The 13,991-nt window shown below is 63.6% G+C and carries 14 protein-coding genes; 4 read left to right on the top strand and 10 right to left on the bottom strand.

The window, feature by feature from the left end; translation table 11 throughout:
- Positions 1 to 92: 92 nt before the first annotated feature.
- Both OOJ09_RS02380 and OOJ09_RS02375 read right to left on the bottom strand, forming a co-directional pair.
- Positions 93 to 1,523 (bottom strand): FAD-binding oxidoreductase, encoded by a 1,431-nt coding sequence (locus OOJ09_RS02380; protein ID WP_269903647.1) that lies wholly within the window; start codon positions 1,521 to 1,523, stop codon positions 93 to 95.
- Between the two features lie 9 nt (positions 1,524 to 1,532).
- Positions 1,533 to 2,507: an L-threonylcarbamoyladenylate synthase gene (locus tag OOJ09_RS02375; protein WP_269903646.1), complete on the bottom strand. Its 975-nt coding sequence runs from the start codon at positions 2,505 to 2,507 to the stop codon at positions 1,533 to 1,535.
- A 175-nt stretch (positions 2,508 to 2,682) separates the two neighbouring features.
- Between OOJ09_RS02375 and OOJ09_RS02370 the strand changes: the two genes are divergently transcribed.
- Together OOJ09_RS02370 and OOJ09_RS02365 are read left to right on the top strand one after the other, a co-directional pair.
- Positions 2,683 to 3,177 carry a hypothetical protein gene (locus tag OOJ09_RS02370; protein WP_269903645.1) on the top strand — a complete coding sequence of 165 codons (495 nt, stop codon included), beginning with the start codon at positions 2,683 to 2,685 and terminating at the stop codon, positions 3,175 to 3,177.
- Between the two features lie 158 nt (positions 3,178 to 3,335).
- A complete protein-coding gene (locus OOJ09_RS02365) occupies positions 3,336 to 3,725 on the top strand; it encodes a hypothetical protein (protein ID WP_269903644.1) in 390 nt (129 codons plus the stop codon).
- A gap of 82 nt (positions 3,726 to 3,807) precedes the next feature.
- Here the strand turns inward: OOJ09_RS02365 and OOJ09_RS02360 are convergent, their stop codons facing one another.
- Both OOJ09_RS02360 and glyS read right to left on the bottom strand, forming a co-directional pair.
- Positions 3,808 to 4,155, bottom strand: coding sequence for an ATPase (locus OOJ09_RS02360; protein ID WP_269903643.1), 348 nt, complete (start codon positions 4,153 to 4,155; stop codon positions 3,808 to 3,810).
- Positions 4,156 to 4,331: 176 nt separating this feature from the next.
- Positions 4,332 to 6,710 (bottom strand): glycine--tRNA ligase subunit beta, encoded by a 2,379-nt coding sequence (gene glyS / locus OOJ09_RS02355; RefSeq protein WP_269903642.1) that lies wholly within the window; start codon positions 6,708 to 6,710, stop codon positions 4,332 to 4,334.
- Positions 6,711 to 6,935: 225 nt separating this feature from the next.
- Here glyS and OOJ09_RS02350 point away from each other — a divergent pair, with 225 nt between their 5' ends.
- Positions 6,936 to 7,112, top strand: coding sequence for a hypothetical protein (locus tag OOJ09_RS02350; protein WP_269903641.1), 177 nt, complete (start codon positions 6,936 to 6,938; stop codon positions 7,110 to 7,112).
- A 17-nt stretch (positions 7,113 to 7,129) separates the two neighbouring features.
- Here OOJ09_RS02350 and OOJ09_RS02345 read toward each other — a convergent pair whose 3' ends face one another.
- Positions 7,130 to 8,050 carry a glycine--tRNA ligase subunit alpha gene (locus tag OOJ09_RS02345; RefSeq protein ID WP_269904050.1) on the bottom strand — a complete coding sequence of 307 codons (921 nt, stop codon included), beginning with the start codon at positions 8,048 to 8,050 and terminating at the stop codon, positions 7,130 to 7,132.
- Positions 8,051 to 8,279: 229 nt separating this feature from the next.
- Here OOJ09_RS02345 and OOJ09_RS02340 point away from each other — a divergent pair, with 229 nt between their 5' ends.
- Positions 8,280 to 8,741, top strand: a complete 462-nt coding sequence (locus OOJ09_RS02340; protein WP_269904049.1) for a GNAT family N-acetyltransferase — start codon at positions 8,280 to 8,282, stop codon at positions 8,739 to 8,741.
- Between the two features lie 100 nt (positions 8,742 to 8,841).
- Here the strand turns inward: OOJ09_RS02340 and OOJ09_RS02335 are convergent, their stop codons facing one another.
- The 5 genes from OOJ09_RS02335 to OOJ09_RS02315 all read right to left on the bottom strand — a co-directional run bounded on the left by OOJ09_RS02335 (position 8,842) and on the right by OOJ09_RS02315 (position 13,815).
- Positions 8,842 to 10,617 (bottom strand): tetratricopeptide repeat protein, encoded by a 1,776-nt coding sequence (locus tag OOJ09_RS02335; protein WP_269903640.1) that lies wholly within the window; start codon positions 10,615 to 10,617, stop codon positions 8,842 to 8,844.
- A gap of 238 nt (positions 10,618 to 10,855) precedes the next feature.
- A complete protein-coding gene (locus OOJ09_RS02330; RefSeq protein WP_269903639.1) occupies positions 10,856 to 11,299 on the bottom strand; it encodes a DUF1284 domain-containing protein in 444 nt (147 codons plus the stop codon).
- A gap of 6 nt (positions 11,300 to 11,305) precedes the next feature.
- On the bottom strand, positions 11,306 to 11,905 hold the full coding sequence (locus OOJ09_RS02325) for a biotin transporter BioY (protein WP_269903638.1): 600 nt from the start codon (positions 11,903 to 11,905) through the stop codon (positions 11,306 to 11,308).
- 106 nt (positions 11,906 to 12,011) lie between these two features.
- On the bottom strand, positions 12,012 to 12,680 hold the full coding sequence (locus tag OOJ09_RS02320) for a GntR family transcriptional regulator (RefSeq protein ID WP_269903637.1): 669 nt from the start codon (positions 12,678 to 12,680) through the stop codon (positions 12,012 to 12,014).
- A gap of 118 nt (positions 12,681 to 12,798) precedes the next feature.
- Positions 12,799 to 13,815, bottom strand: a complete 1,017-nt coding sequence (locus OOJ09_RS02315; protein ID WP_269903636.1) for a polyprenyl synthetase family protein — start codon at positions 13,813 to 13,815, stop codon at positions 12,799 to 12,801.
- Positions 13,816 to 13,991: the final 176 nt, after the last annotated feature.

Raw genomic sequence — 13,991 nt, 5'->3', positions numbered from 1 at the left:
CTCCTTACCGCCGCGCTTAAGAAAGTCGGTTAAATTTTGCTGATCTCAGGGATGGTTATCGGAATGCCACCAGGCACAAGATGTTGAAAGGATCAGATAACCTTACCAGGATTCATGATCCCCGCCGGGTCGAAGGCCGCCTTCACCCTGCGCATCAAGTCGATCGCCATCGGCGGCGCGGTGGCGATCAGTTCGTCCCGCTTCAACTGGCCGATGCCGTGCTCGGCCGAGATCGAACCGTGCAGGCTGCGCACCACGTCATGCACGGCCTTGTTCATGGTGTGATAGAGGTCCAGAAAAGCCTCGTCGTCGCCGTCCACGGGCCGCGAGATGTTATAGTGGAGATTGCCGTCGCCCATGTGGCCGAAGCAGACCACGCGGGCGTTCGCACTCACCGATGCCACGGCACCGGCGGCCTGTTCGATAAAACGCGGGATCATAGCCACCGGCACGGAAATGTCGTGCTTGATCGAGGCGCCCTCCGGTTTCTGCGCTTCGGGCAGCACCTCGCGGAAATTCCAGAAGGCATCCCCCTGTCCGAGGCTTGCGGCGATGACCGCGTCACCGACGAATCCCTGTTCAAGACCGGCTGAAAGCACGTCCTCGATCAAGGCTCTCGAATCTTCCGATGAACGGCCGGACGAAATCTGTATCAGCACATACCATGGCCAATCCTCGATCAGCGGCCGCGTCACGCCCTGGGCATGCGCCAGCGTGAAATCGTATGGCCGCCTGCCGATCAATTCGAAAGCGGTGAGTGCGGCTCCGGCACGGTCCATTGCCAGGCTGAACAGGGAAAGCGCCGCCTCGGGCGACGACAGGCCGACGAAAGCCACTTCCCGCCCTTTCGGCTTCGGGAACAGCTTGAGCACGGCGGCCGTGATGATACCGAGCGTGCCCTCGGCGCCGACGAACAGGTCTTTCAGGTCGTAGCCGGTGTTGTCTTTCTTTAACTTGCGCAGGTCATCGAACACCTCGCCGGTCGGCAGCACCACTTCGACGCCAAGGCAGAGCTCGCGCGCATTGCCATAGGCAAGCACGCCCGTGCCGCCGGCATTGGACGAGAGGTTGCCACCGATCTGGCAGGAGCCTTGCGCGGCCAGCGACAGCGGAAACAGCCGGTCGGCGGCGTCGGCCGCCTCCTGCAGCGTCTGCAGGATGACTCCGGCCTCGACCGTCACCGTGTTGGACAGCACGTCGATCTCGCGGATGCGGTTCAGCCGCGACAGCGACAAGACGATCTCACGGCCCGATTTGTCCGGCACCTGGGCGCCGACCAGCCCGGTGTTGCCACTCTGCGGCACGACCGGCGTTCTCGTCTCGGTGGCCAGCCGCATGATCTGGCTGACCTCGTCAACGCTGCCCGGCCGCAGCACCAGCGATGTCGCGCCGTGCCAGAGCCCGCGCCGCTCAGCGAGGTAAGGCGCGATATCCCGATCGTCACGCAGTGCATATTTGTCGCCGACGATCGCCGCGAAGCGATCGATGAGAGCGGGGTCGAGAGTCGCGGAAATCTCGGTCATGTCGGAAAACTATGTTGCGGGCTGCGTGTTGTCACGTGGGGCGGCCGCGCGCGACAGCCGATCGTTGATCGCCTCGCCAAGGCCATCAAGGGGGATCGGCTCGACCGCGATGGTCTGCGCGCCGCTGCGGTCGAGATCCTGCATGTAGGAAAAAAGATTGCTCGCCGCTTCGCGCAGGTCGCCTGATACGGACAGGTTGAGGAACGCGGCCGCGTGTCGCCAGCCTTCGGCTCGCAGGCTGCCGAAGGCGAGCAGGGCTTCGCCCTCGGCGACCGTACCGGCGTTGAGCCGCACCGCGGCGCCCGGCGCGTAGTGCGAGGCGAGCATGCCCGGCGCCTCGACCCCGACGGCACCGCCACGCAACAGCTTCATGCCGATGACCGCCTCGATCTCCCCGGCGGCAATGCCGCCGGGCCTGAGCAGCCGCACCGCCGAACCCTCGGCCTTGACGATCGTCGATTCCAGCCCGACCGGCGTCGCGCCGCCATCAACCACCAGCTTGATCCGCGCGCCAAGGTCCGCGGCCACCGCCTGCGCCGTCGTGGCGCTGATCCGTCCCGACGAATTGGCGCTGGGGGCCGCAAGCGGGCGACCGAGGCGGGCGATGAGTTCGCCGCCAAAGCCCCTCGGCATGCGCAAGGCAATCGTATCGAGCCCGGCCGTGACCAGCGGATGGATGCCGTTGCCGGGCCGCTGCGGCAGCACCAGCGTCAGCGGACCCGGCCAGAATGCCAGCGCCAATTTCTTCGACAGCGGATCAAACAACGCGATGCGCTCGGCCATCCCCATGTCGGCGACATGGGCGATCAGGGGATTGAAGCGCGGCCGCCCCTTGGCTTCGAAGATGCGCGCCACGCCGACGCCGTTGGTGGCGTCACCGGCAAGCCCGTAGACGGTCTCCGTCGGGATGGCGACGACATCGCCACCCCTAAGCAGCGCCAGCGCCCGCTCCATCGCCTCGCCGACGGCAAGTATTTCAGCCACTCTCGTCACCTCACAGATGCCGGCTGCGTAGTACGATGGCGGCAGTTGGGCAAGTCGCTGGTGGGAAAGTCAGGCATTGGCGATTTATCAATCCCTAAAATGCATTGTTTCCACGAAAGCCGATATCAAGTCCGACCCGCTATCGTGCGGTTCTGGACAAAGGGGAGCTATCATCGTGTCTGTGCATATCCTGGGAGCGCTGGGGATCACCCTGGCGGCGGTGACCGGCGGGGCGCAGGCCTCGTCGCTGGTTTTTCCCGGTGCGCCGTCCTCGACACCATCCATCATCAAGCTCGGCGACCCAAAACCGCTGAAGACCGCCGACGCCACCAAAGCCAGCGATGTGCGGTCCGTGGTGGCGCCCGCCGAAGCACAGCCCGACGTCACCTATGAAAAGGTGTCCGCCATCCCGGACAAGCCCGGGACCAGGCACGGCTTCCAGCAAGGCCCCGTGGTCATCCGTGGCGGCGTCGCCGGTCCTGCCTTCTCGGCGCCGACACCAAGCGCCGCACCGGCGACCGGCACCGCGCCGGCCGCAGGCACTGCGCCGGCAACGGCCACTGCCTCGGCAGCCCCTTCGGGAGACACCGGAAATAAATCCGCCGCAGCGCCGGGCTCGCCCGCGCAGGCCGCGGCCCAGCCCATACAAGGGGTCGGCAAAGCCAAGTAGCCGTCCCGCCGCGACTTGACTGCGGTCTGACGGTCGGCGCACCATTGCCGGGCAAACCCCGTCCCGGTTCATCTTCACCGCTGGACGCCGTCACCTGAATTTCGCCGGGCGGCTGTGGCAGACGGGGTTTCATCGTTCAGGGCAAGAAGGGGTTGATCATGAGCAAATCCAGAACTGTCACCATGGCCGGGCTTCTGCTGGCATCACTGCTTGGCGCCGGCGCGGCTCATGCGGACGACATGCTGGGATCCTATGTCGCGCGCATTTCCGATCGGGATCATCAGGCGAGTGACGGCTATGCGCTCGACAGCGCCGCGCAAATGGTGCGGCAAGACCGCGCCAACTGGCACAAATTCCATCGCCGCGACCGTGACGACGAGGGTGACGCCTGGTTCAGGACCAATGACCAGCGCGCCGATTTGCAACGCATGCTGGAGCGCCCCGGCGCGATGAGCTCCTCGACCAAGCGGGCCATCGTCAATGGCGAGCCGCTGATCCAGGTCGACGTCTACGAAAACAGCGTACGCGTCAGCATCCTGGAGGACTGACACGCTCAAAAACTGGAATCAACAAAAGAGGGGGCGGCGCTGATGCGCCACCCCCTCTTCTCGACAGAACCCGATTGAAATCTCAGGCCGCTTCTTCCTTGTCGTCGTTTTCTTCCGACTCGCCGTCTTCAGATTCATCTTCGGCGTCATCGCCTTCCGCCTTCACGGCGTCATCGGCGCCGTCTTCGTCCTCATCTTCGTCTTCGTCTTCGTCGTCATCGCCCGAGAGCGTGGCGGCTTCAGCGTCGTCTTCGTCGGACTCTTCGCCGTCTTCGTCATCGCCTTCTTCTTCGTCGCCGTCCTCGTCATCAGAGTGATCAGCGGCCTCGACCGCAGCAGCGGCGTCGTGATCGGTTTCGGAAGCGGATTCAATCGCCTCGGCGGCCGCCGAGGTTTCTTCAGTCACTTCGATTTCGTGATCGGAATTCATGGAAGCCTCCGTGGGTTGGGGAACATGTTCCTTTTGCCACGGAGAGATCATCGTCATATGACTGTAAGCCGGCTCGAACGGCCGGCCGGAAGATATTTTTCCGGCGCCTGTGGATTGCTTTATTCGAGCGTGATTCCGCCCGAAAACCGGTGCCCACTTTTCACAATATGGTCTTCTCAGCCGGCGATTTTCGAGAAATCAGCGACCTGACCTGTGGCTACACGGATCCGGGTGAGAAGTGCCAGACGGTTGGCCCGCACCGCCAAGTCTTCATCATTCACGAGAACACCTTCAAAGAATGAATCAACGGGTTCGCGCAACGCGCTAAGCGCCAGCATGGCGGCGGAAAAGTCTTCGTTTTGAATCGCTTCGCCGGCTTGCTTCTCAGCCTGATTCACTGCCGCAAAGAGCGATTTCTCGGCATTTTCCTCGAACAAAGCCGGCTCAACGGTTTCGGCGACCGCCGTTTTCTTCTTCTCCTCGGCAGCCAGGATGTTGGCCGCGCGCTTGGTGCCGGCGAGCAGGTTCCTGCCGTCCTCGGTGTCGAGGAAGGAGCCCAACGCTTCGACGCGGCGGACGATCTGCAGGAGATCGTCGGACTGCGGCGTGATGACGGCGTCGATCAGATCGTGGCGGGCGCCTTGGTCGCGGAGGTAGACTTTCAGGCGGTCGTGGAAGAAGGCGAGGAGGTCGGCGACGAATGGCGCCAGCGACGCCTCCAATTCCATCATACGCTGGCCATCAAAGAACTCTCGTTCCTGATCGGCGGAACCAAAGATTTCTGAACTCGCGTTGGCCAGCCCGCCCCTCAACAAGTTGGAGATCAAGCCCGCTTCCGACAACAGCTGGCTTGCCCCCTTGTAGTCGCGAATGCGGGAATCGAGCATCGCGACCACACCGCGGCTTTCAGCCCCCTCGCCGAGCCGTTCATATGCGGCGAGCGCCGAGGAGACTGCCGCCGCAATGGCGACGCCAAGGGAAAGCTTGATCCTGTTTTCCAGTATGATCCTCACCATGCCCAGCGCTGCTCGACGCAGCGCATAGGGGTCCTTCGACCCGGTCGGCTTTTCGTCGATGGCCCAGAAGCCGGCCAGCGTATCCAGCTTGTCGGCGAGCGCGACGGTGACCGAAACCGGATCGCTCGGCACGCGGTCGGACGGGCCTTGCGGCTTGTAATGTTCTTCAGCGGCGGCGGCCACGGATGGATGCTCGCCCTGAAGGAGCGCGTATTTGCGGCCCATGGCGCCCTGCAGTTCCGGAAACTCGCCAACGACCTCGGTCTGCAGATCTGCCTTGGCGAGAACCGCTGCGCGGCGCGCCAGCGCGGGATCGGCGCCGACGATCGGCGCCAGTTCTTCGGCCAGCCGCTTGATCCGCTCCACCCGCTCGCCCTGCGTGCCGAGCTTGGCATGGAAGGTGACGCCGAGATGGTCGAGCCGGGCCATGCGCTGGTCGAGCGGTTTGTTCAGGTCGAGTTCGAACTTTTCCGCCGACGCCCGCAACCGGTCGAGATCAGGCAAATCGCCTTGGTCGGTCGTCCAGAAATACAGCGCGTCCGACAGGCGAGAGCGCACCACCTTGCCGTTGCCGTGGGCGATCTCCTTGCCGCCATCCTTCGCCTCGATGTTGGCGGTGAGGATGAAGTGGTTGGAAAGCGTATCGTCGACGCCCGGTGGCCGTGTCACAAAGCACTTCTGGTTAGCGCGGATGGTCAGCCGGATGACCTCGGCCGGAATGCCCAGGAAAGCCTCTTCGAACGCGCCCATCAGCACGACCGGCCATTCGACCAGCCCGGAGACTTCCTCCAGCAGCCCGTCGTCCTCGACCAGGTCGAGACCGTTGGCGAAAGCGAGATTGCGAGCGTCGGCAAGGATGATCTCCTTGCGCCGGTCGGCGTCGAGCACGACCTTCGCCGCCTCCAGCTTGGAAACATAGTCATCGAAGCGGCGCACGGTAATGGCATCAGGCGCATGAAAGCGGTGGCCATAGGTGATGTTGCCGGAGCGGATGCCGTCGATCTCGAAATCGACCACAACCGGCTCCTCGGTCTCCGGACCGAAGGTGCACAGGATGGATTGCAGCGGCCGCACCCAGCGCAGCGAGCCGGGCTTGGCCGAGGCCGGCCCCCAGCGCATCGATTTCGGCCACGGGAAGTTGCGGATGATGCCCGGCACCAGTTCGGCGATGATTTCTTCCGCCGCCCTGCCCGGTTTCGAAATGTGGGCGACATAGAAGTCGCCCTTCTTCGGGTCGGAATGGACATGCGCCTCGGCGATCGAAGCAAGCCCGGCCTTGCGCAGGAAACCCTGGACCGCCTGTTCAGGCGCGCTGGTCGAGGGGCCCTTGATCTCCTCACGAATATCCTTCGAGCGCGCGATCAGCCCCCTGATATCAAGCGCCAGACGCCGCGGCGTCCAGTACTCGCGCGCCGCCTCGTAGGTCAGCCCTGCCTCGACCAGACCGTCGGTCAGCATCTTCCTCAGGTCACCCGCCGCCTTGCGCTGCATGCGGGCAGGGATTTCCTCGGAGCGAAGTTCTAGAAGCAGGTCAGGCATCGGGGTCAGCTCATGCGGGAGAGTGGTCCGCGCGGGGCATAGCAACTCGGCTGGCCGCTGTCACCCTTTCGGCGCTTCAATCACCGACTTCGGCTGATTTCCGCAATTTTGGCCGCCCTGTCGGGGCGCGGCGATCCCGCTCGTCCTTGGATCAAAGATTTCCATGAACCGAACGCAGCGCTGGAGCGACCCACGCTCAGGCAGGGAACTCTTGGCTGAACGACCATGAAAACGGCATCCAGACTTCTTCAGATCCTCGCGCTCAGCGCCTGCTTCACCGCGCAGGTCCACGGCGCCTTCTCGATGCCGGGCGTGCGGCAGGCATTGCGGACCATGGCCGGCCCGAGCGGCCAGATCCTGTCGCCGATCAACGCTTCCCTGGAGATGATGAAGCAGGGATGATGAAGCGCGCCTGAAACTCAGGCCGCCAGTCCGCCGGCCTGGGTCTTCAGAAACGCCTCGCCGCAGGCCTTGGCCAGATTGCGCACCCGCAAGATGTAGCTCTGCCGTTCGGTGACCGAAATCACGCCGCGCGCGTCGAGCAAGTTGAAGACATGGCTGGCCTTGATGCACTGGTCGTAGGCCGGGAAGACCATCCTGTGCATCGGCAGATTGTCGTTCGACGCTGGCGCACCGGCATCGAGCAGCGCCTTGCATTCGGCCTCGGCATCCTCGAAATGCCTGAGCAGCATCGCCGTGTTGGCGTATTCGAAATTGTGACGCGAGTATTCCTGCTCGGCCTGCAGGAAGACATCGCCATAGGTCACCTTGTCGGTGCCCTCGCGGCCGTTGAAGTTGAGGTCGTAGACATTGTCGACGCCCTGCACATACATGGCCAGCCGCTCCAGCCCGTAGGTGAGTTCGCCGGCCACCGGTGCGCATTCGATGCCGCAGACCTGCTGGAAATAGGTGAACTGCGACACTTCCATGCCGTCGCACCAGCATTCCCAGCCGAGTCCCCAGGCGCCCAGCGTCGGGCTTTCCCAGTCGTCCTCGACGAAGCGGATGTCGTGCAGCAGCGGATCGACGCCGATCGCCACCAGCGAGCCGAGATAGAGCTCCTGCAGGTTCGGCGGATTCGGCTTCAGGATGACCTGATACTGGTAATAATGCTGCAGCCGGTTCGGGTTCTCACCATAGCGGCCATCCTTGGGACGGCGCGAAGGCTGGACGTAGGCAGCGTTCCAGCGCCTGGGTCCGAGCGCCCGCAGCGTCGTTGCCGGATGAAACGTGCCGGCGCCGACTTCCATATCGTATGGCTGCAGGATGACGCAGCCATAGGCCGCCCAGTAGTTGTGCAAGGTCAGGATCAGCCCCTGGAACGAGCGGCTGGGGTGCATATGGGCGGGGATTTCAACGGTCACGGTGGCCTCGACAGCAAAGGCTAGCTTGCCGCCACGTCCTAGAGACCCGGCGGCGAAGCGTCAAGCAAGGCGCGTCGGCACCGATCGCCGGAGCGCGCGGGACGATGTTGAACGCATTGCGAGCGGCTGGCCCATTGCCGGCCATGAAAGCCCGAGGTCTGTTCGATACTTGGACCACCCCGTGTCAACGACAACAGGTTCCGCCATGCCCAGCCCGATCGCCATCCGTCCCGTCACCCGCCAGGATTTCGAGCAATGGCTGCCGCTTTGGCACGGCTACAACGCATTTTATGGCCGCTCGGATGAGACGGCCCTGGCAAGTGAGATCACCGCGATGACGTGGTCCCGCTTCTTCGATGCCTATGAGCCGGTCCATGCGCTGGTCGCCGACAGCGGGGGACAACTCCTCGGCCTCGTCCACTACCTCTTCCACCGCAGCACCACGGCGATCGCGCCGAATTGCTATCTGCAGGACCTTTTCACCATGCAGGCCTCGCGTGGAAAAGGCATCGGCCGGGCGCTGATAGAGGGTGTCTACGAACGCGCCCAGGCCGCCGGTTCCGGCCGGGTGTACTGGCTGACGCACGAAACAAACCACACGGCGATGAAGCTCTATGACAAGGTCGGCGAACGCTCCGGCTTCGTCGTCTACCGGAAGATGTTCTGAGGCAATTCCGAGCGCATCGGCGCCTGTCTGGACGGATACACCATCGATCCAAACGAAAACGGGGCTCCGAAGAGCCCCGTTCGCATTCATAAAGCCGGCTTCATCCTTTCGGGGCGGGGACTGGCTCGGGCTTGACCTTCGGGGTTTCCTGCGCCGTGTTGGATTCGATCGGCGGCAAGCCCTTCATCAACTTCTGCTGCAAGGTGGCCAGCACATCGGGATCCGGCTTCAGGTCGCGGGCCTGGTTCCACTGGAAGGTGGCTTCCAGCTTGCGGCCGACGCGCCAGTAGGCATCGCCCAAATGGTCGTTCAGTACCGGATCCTCCGGCTTCAGCGACACGGCACGTTCCATTTCGCGCACCGCATCATCGAACCTGCCCATGCGGAAATAGGCCCAACCCAGCGAATCGACGATGTAACCGTCGCTTGGCCTGAGGTCGACGGCCTTCTGGATCATCGCGAGGCCTTCCTTGAGGTTCGTGTTCATGTCGACCCAGGAATAGCCGAGATAGTTCAGCACCTGCGGCTGGTCGGGGAAAAGCTCCAGCGCCTTGCGGAAATTCGGCTCGGCTTTTGGCCATTCCTTCAGCCGCTCATAGGCGATGCCGCGCTGATAGAAGATGTTCCAGTTGGCGGCGGTCGGCGTCTTCAGCACCTCGACAGCCTTGTCGTAGAGAGTGGCGGCAGAGCGGAAATCATCCTTCGAGGAATAGACGCCGCCAAGCGCCAGGTAGGCGCGCATGTCGTCGGGATGAGCCTCGACGAAGGCCTTCAGATGCGTGATCGCCTCGTCATGGCGGTCGAGATCGGCAAGGTTGAGGCCGAGCTGCAGGTCGGAAAGCTCTTTCAACGGCGAAGAGGCGGGGATGCGCCGATAGAGCGCGATGGCGCCCTCGCCGTCCTTCAGCTGCTCGGAGACAGCAGCGAGCTGCACGAGAGCGGCGTCGCTGTCGGGTTTCAAGGCCAGCGCATATTGCAGGTAGAGGCGGACGAACGGTTCGCCGCCGCCGCGGTTGAGCGCGGTGGCGAGATCGAGCAGAATCTCGGAAGCGCCGTCGGACGGACTGGCGACGAAGGGCGCAATCTTGTCGCCCTTGGTGATCTTGTTGCGCAAAGCGACGATTTCCAGCTTGCCCGGCGAAAACGCTTCGGCCTGATCGAGCACCGACAGAGCCTTGGCCTTGTCGCCCTTGCGGGCCAGGAACGACGCATAAGCCTGGGCGTTGCGCATCCAGGTTTCGGGAGCAGCGCCGCCTGCGGTCGTATCCTGCATCGTCGCGGCGTAGATCGCCTCGGCCTTTTCAGGCATGTTCGACGCATCGGCGATGAGCGCACGGTGGAACGACTTGAACAGGCCGAACCAATCCGGCCCCTGGAGCTTGTCGATCGAAGCCATCGCATCGCTGGCCTGGCCGGCGCCTTGTTCGGCCCAGCCGGACATCACCCCGGAGATCAGCCGGTCGAGGTCGGATTCCAGCGACAGCTTGAGCCAGTACTGCGCCTTGGTGAAATCCTTCTTGTGGAAGGAATCGACGGCCAGTGCCAGGCGTGAGAAGCGCTCGACATCGGGAACTTCCTTGAGCTTGTCCGCATAGACCAGGGATTCGTCGAAGCGGCCTTGAGCGATCAGCGACAGCATCAGGCTCTGCTGCAGGCCGGTGTCGCTCGGGTCAAAGGCCAAGGCCTGCTTGTAGTAGGCTATGGCGCTGTCGAGGTCGTTGTCGCCTTCGGCGATCCGCGCGGCCAGATAGGCCCCCGAGAAAGACGTGATCTTGACCGGTTCGGTGGTTTGCTTGGCATGGGCCGGCAGAGCCGAGATCGCCATGCCTGCCACAATTGCCAGCCTTGTCAGCCAGCGCGCACGTCCTTGCTGCATCGTATCCCTTTCAGCCAGGCGTCATCTCCGCGTCAGCGGGATCGACGTAGACTCGATCTTTCCGGGCAAAGCATGGCCTTTTTGGGGTCACGCTTCAATCCGCCTCAAATTCACAATCGGGTCACCCGATTAACAAACCATGGCGGCAAGAGACAGTTTTCCGCCTCGAATTTCCGCCATGGCGCTGGCGGAGCCGAATATAGCACAGATTCGAACCACCGAGACTATGTCGCCACGATCAGCGTTTGCCCGCCAAGGCGGACCGCTGCACGCGCGTATCGCGATACCCACCGGCCGCGACCGCGCTGCACAGCTCGTTCCATTCGCAGCCGCCGCAGGCCTTGCGCACGGGGCCAGCCGAAAACGCCTGCCGCATCCGGGCCAGGATCGCGGCGTCGAGGTCGAGGCGGGCGCCGATCCGGATTGGCCGCGCCAGCAATTCCTCCACATCCGCCGCCGCGAGCCGGTCCCGCTCCACCGCGCTCTCGCGCAGGCAGTGCGGTTGCGGCTCGTCGAGCAACGGCGCGCAGACGTCGTCAGGGCCGGAAACGATCAGGATGTCCTCGCCCCGGCTCAGGCGCTCCGCGATCCCGTCGTAGTTGGCGGTGAAGGCGGGGCTGTATCCCTTGCCCACATAGGTGAGCAGGCAAAGGAGGTGATGGGCGCGCAGCCTTATGGTCATGTATTCTTACAGCCTGAGATCGCTCGGCTCCGGCTTGTAGCCCGAAAACAGCTTGAGTGTCGCAGCACCGAGCGCCGACTTGAGCAGTCCGCCGACGATGAACGGCAGGAAACCGAAAGTAATGGCCTTTTCCGCGCCGATCATGACGGCAAGCCACGCCGTGCCCAGAACCAGGCAGGCAAGGTTGCCGAGCAGCATGGCGGCAAAGGCGAGCACCACCCTGTTGCCGTTCCAGCCGCGTTCGGCCAGCCAGCCGACAAGCGCGTCGGTGATCGGGAAGGCGAAGAGATAGCCGCCCGTCGGCCCGACGAAATGCTGTACGCCGGCAGCGCCTCCGGCCAGGACCGGAAAGCCCGCCGCGCCCTCGACCAGCCATGCCGCGATGGTAACCGCACCAAGCCGCCAGCCATAGAGCGCGCCAATGAGCGTCACGGCGAAAGTCTGCATGGTCACCGGAACCGGCACCATCGGCACTTCAATGTAGGACGACAACGCCAGGAACAGCGTGCCGAGCACGACGGCTCCGACCTGCCAGCCGAGAGCGCGATCCTGGAGCCTGAGCGGGCTGAAAGAAGGCTTGCGGGAGGTGAATGCGATGTTTGCCATTGGGATTCCTTCGATCGATCTAAAATTATAGATAATTTCTGTTTTCGATCTATTATCGAATCCACAATTCCCTGGAGATAGCAAGCCTTCCCTTTGCAAAGGCCGCCTAGCCCACGATGGCAAAGGCCTCGCGCGTCGCCCCGGAGGCCGTCTTGACGGGCTTGCGGCCAATCCATTGGACATGCCGCCCCAGCGTCACTGCCGCCGATTCGGTGTTTCCCTGCCGCAAGGCGGTCAATATCGCCCGGTGGTCCTGGTCGGTGCGTGCTTCCCACTCCGAACGCCATGCGGCGAACAGGAAGCGGGCGCTCGCGGCGTGCAGATCGTCGATGGTGGCGAGCAGGCGCGGCATGCCGCACGGCGCCAGGATCAACCGGTGAAAGGCGCGGTTGGCTTCTTCCCACGACCTGACATCGCGGGACTTGTCGCCGGCCTTGGTCGCTTCCTCGGCCAGATCGAGAATGGCTGACGTCAGGTGCGGCGCGGCATGGCGCAGCGCCAGAACTTCGAGCGCGGCCCGCATTTCGGCGACCTCCTTGACCTCGCCCAGATCGAAAGCCGCCACGCGCACGCCACGGCGTGGCTCGCTGACGGCCAACCCTTGCGCCTCGAGGCGACGGAAGGCCTCGCGTACGGGAACATGGCTGGTGTTGAATTCCTCGGCGACATGATCCTGCCGAAGCCGAGCTCCAGGCTCTATCGCGCCCGAGATGATCCTATCCGCCAGTGCCTTGCTGATGCGGACGGCGATGGTGTCGTCTGTGCCCTTTGCCATTTTTTATAGATAATTTGCGGCAAGGCAGCTTGTCGAGACGGTTGGACCGGGATTCGGCGGATTGCCTTCTTGAGTAGGCGTCCTCGTCAGCCGCGCCGGACAGGCGCGGCTGCGCTTTTCAGTTCACCCGGCTGATGCAGAAATCGATGACGTCGATCAGCGCCGATTTCTGCGGCGTCGCTTCCAGCGGCGCCAGGGCGTCGCGGGCGATCTCGCCGAAATGGCTGGCGCGCCCGATCGTGTCGGCGATCGCGCCGTGGCGGGTCATCAGGCCGATCGCCTTTTCCAGGCCGGCATCATCGACGACATTGTCCTCGATGGCGCGCTTCCAGAAGGTGCGCTCGGCCTTGGTGCCGCGCCGATAGGCGAGAATGACCGGCAAGGTCACCTTGCCCTCACGGAAATCGTCGCCGACATTCTTGCCCAGGTCCTTGCTGGTGCCGCCATAGTCCAGCGCATCGTCGATCAGCTGGAAGGCAAGACCGAGATTCATGCCGTAGGAGCGCAGTGCCGCGCGGTCGTTGCGGGTCGCCTGGGCAATGACGGGGCCGACCTCGGCGGCGGCGGAAAACAGCGCCGCGGTCTTGGCCTTGATGACCGCGAAATGTTCATCCTCGGTGGTCTCGAGGTTCTTGGCGGCGGCAAGCTGCATCACCTCGCCCTCGGCGATGATCGAGGCGGCGCTCGACAGGATGTCGAGCGCTTCGAGCGAGCCGACATCGACCATCATGCGGAAGGCCTGGCCTAGCAGGAAATCCCCGACCAGGACGCTCGCCTGGTTGCCCCAGATCATGCGGGCGGTCTTCTTGCCGCGACGCATGCCGCTCTCGTCGACGACATCGTCGTGCAGCAAAGTCGCGGTGTGCATGAACTCGACCGACGTTGCGAGCTTGACGTGCCCCTCGCCCACATAGCCGAACATCTGGGCCGCGGCGAGCGTCAGCATCGGCCGCAGCCGCTTGCCGCCAGACGAGATCAGATGGTTGGCAACCTCCGGGATCATCTCGACATCGGAGCCGGCCTTGGACAGGATCAATTCGTTGACGCGCCCCATATCGGCCGCCGTCAGATCGATCAGATCCTTGATGGAGGCGGGCTCCCGCTTCCCGTTTTCAATGTTGAGAACGACACCCACGACAATCACTCCCGTCTTGGTATAACGCGTGCGACGGCACCCTTAGTCCCGGCACGGACTCTAGGGCGGCAGACACCGCCACGGCAAGTGGCGAATTGGCGCGGCGGCAACGACAGCGTGTCAACCGATGCCGAAGTGGGCTCTGCTTTGCCACGGAATTCCCTGCCCGTTTACAT

This window comes from Mesorhizobium qingshengii (genome assembly GCF_027563465.1).
GTDB lineage: Bacteria > Pseudomonadota > Alphaproteobacteria > Rhizobiales > Rhizobiaceae > Mesorhizobium > Mesorhizobium qingshengii_A.
This window is presented reverse-complemented; position numbering and strand designations above follow the sequence as displayed.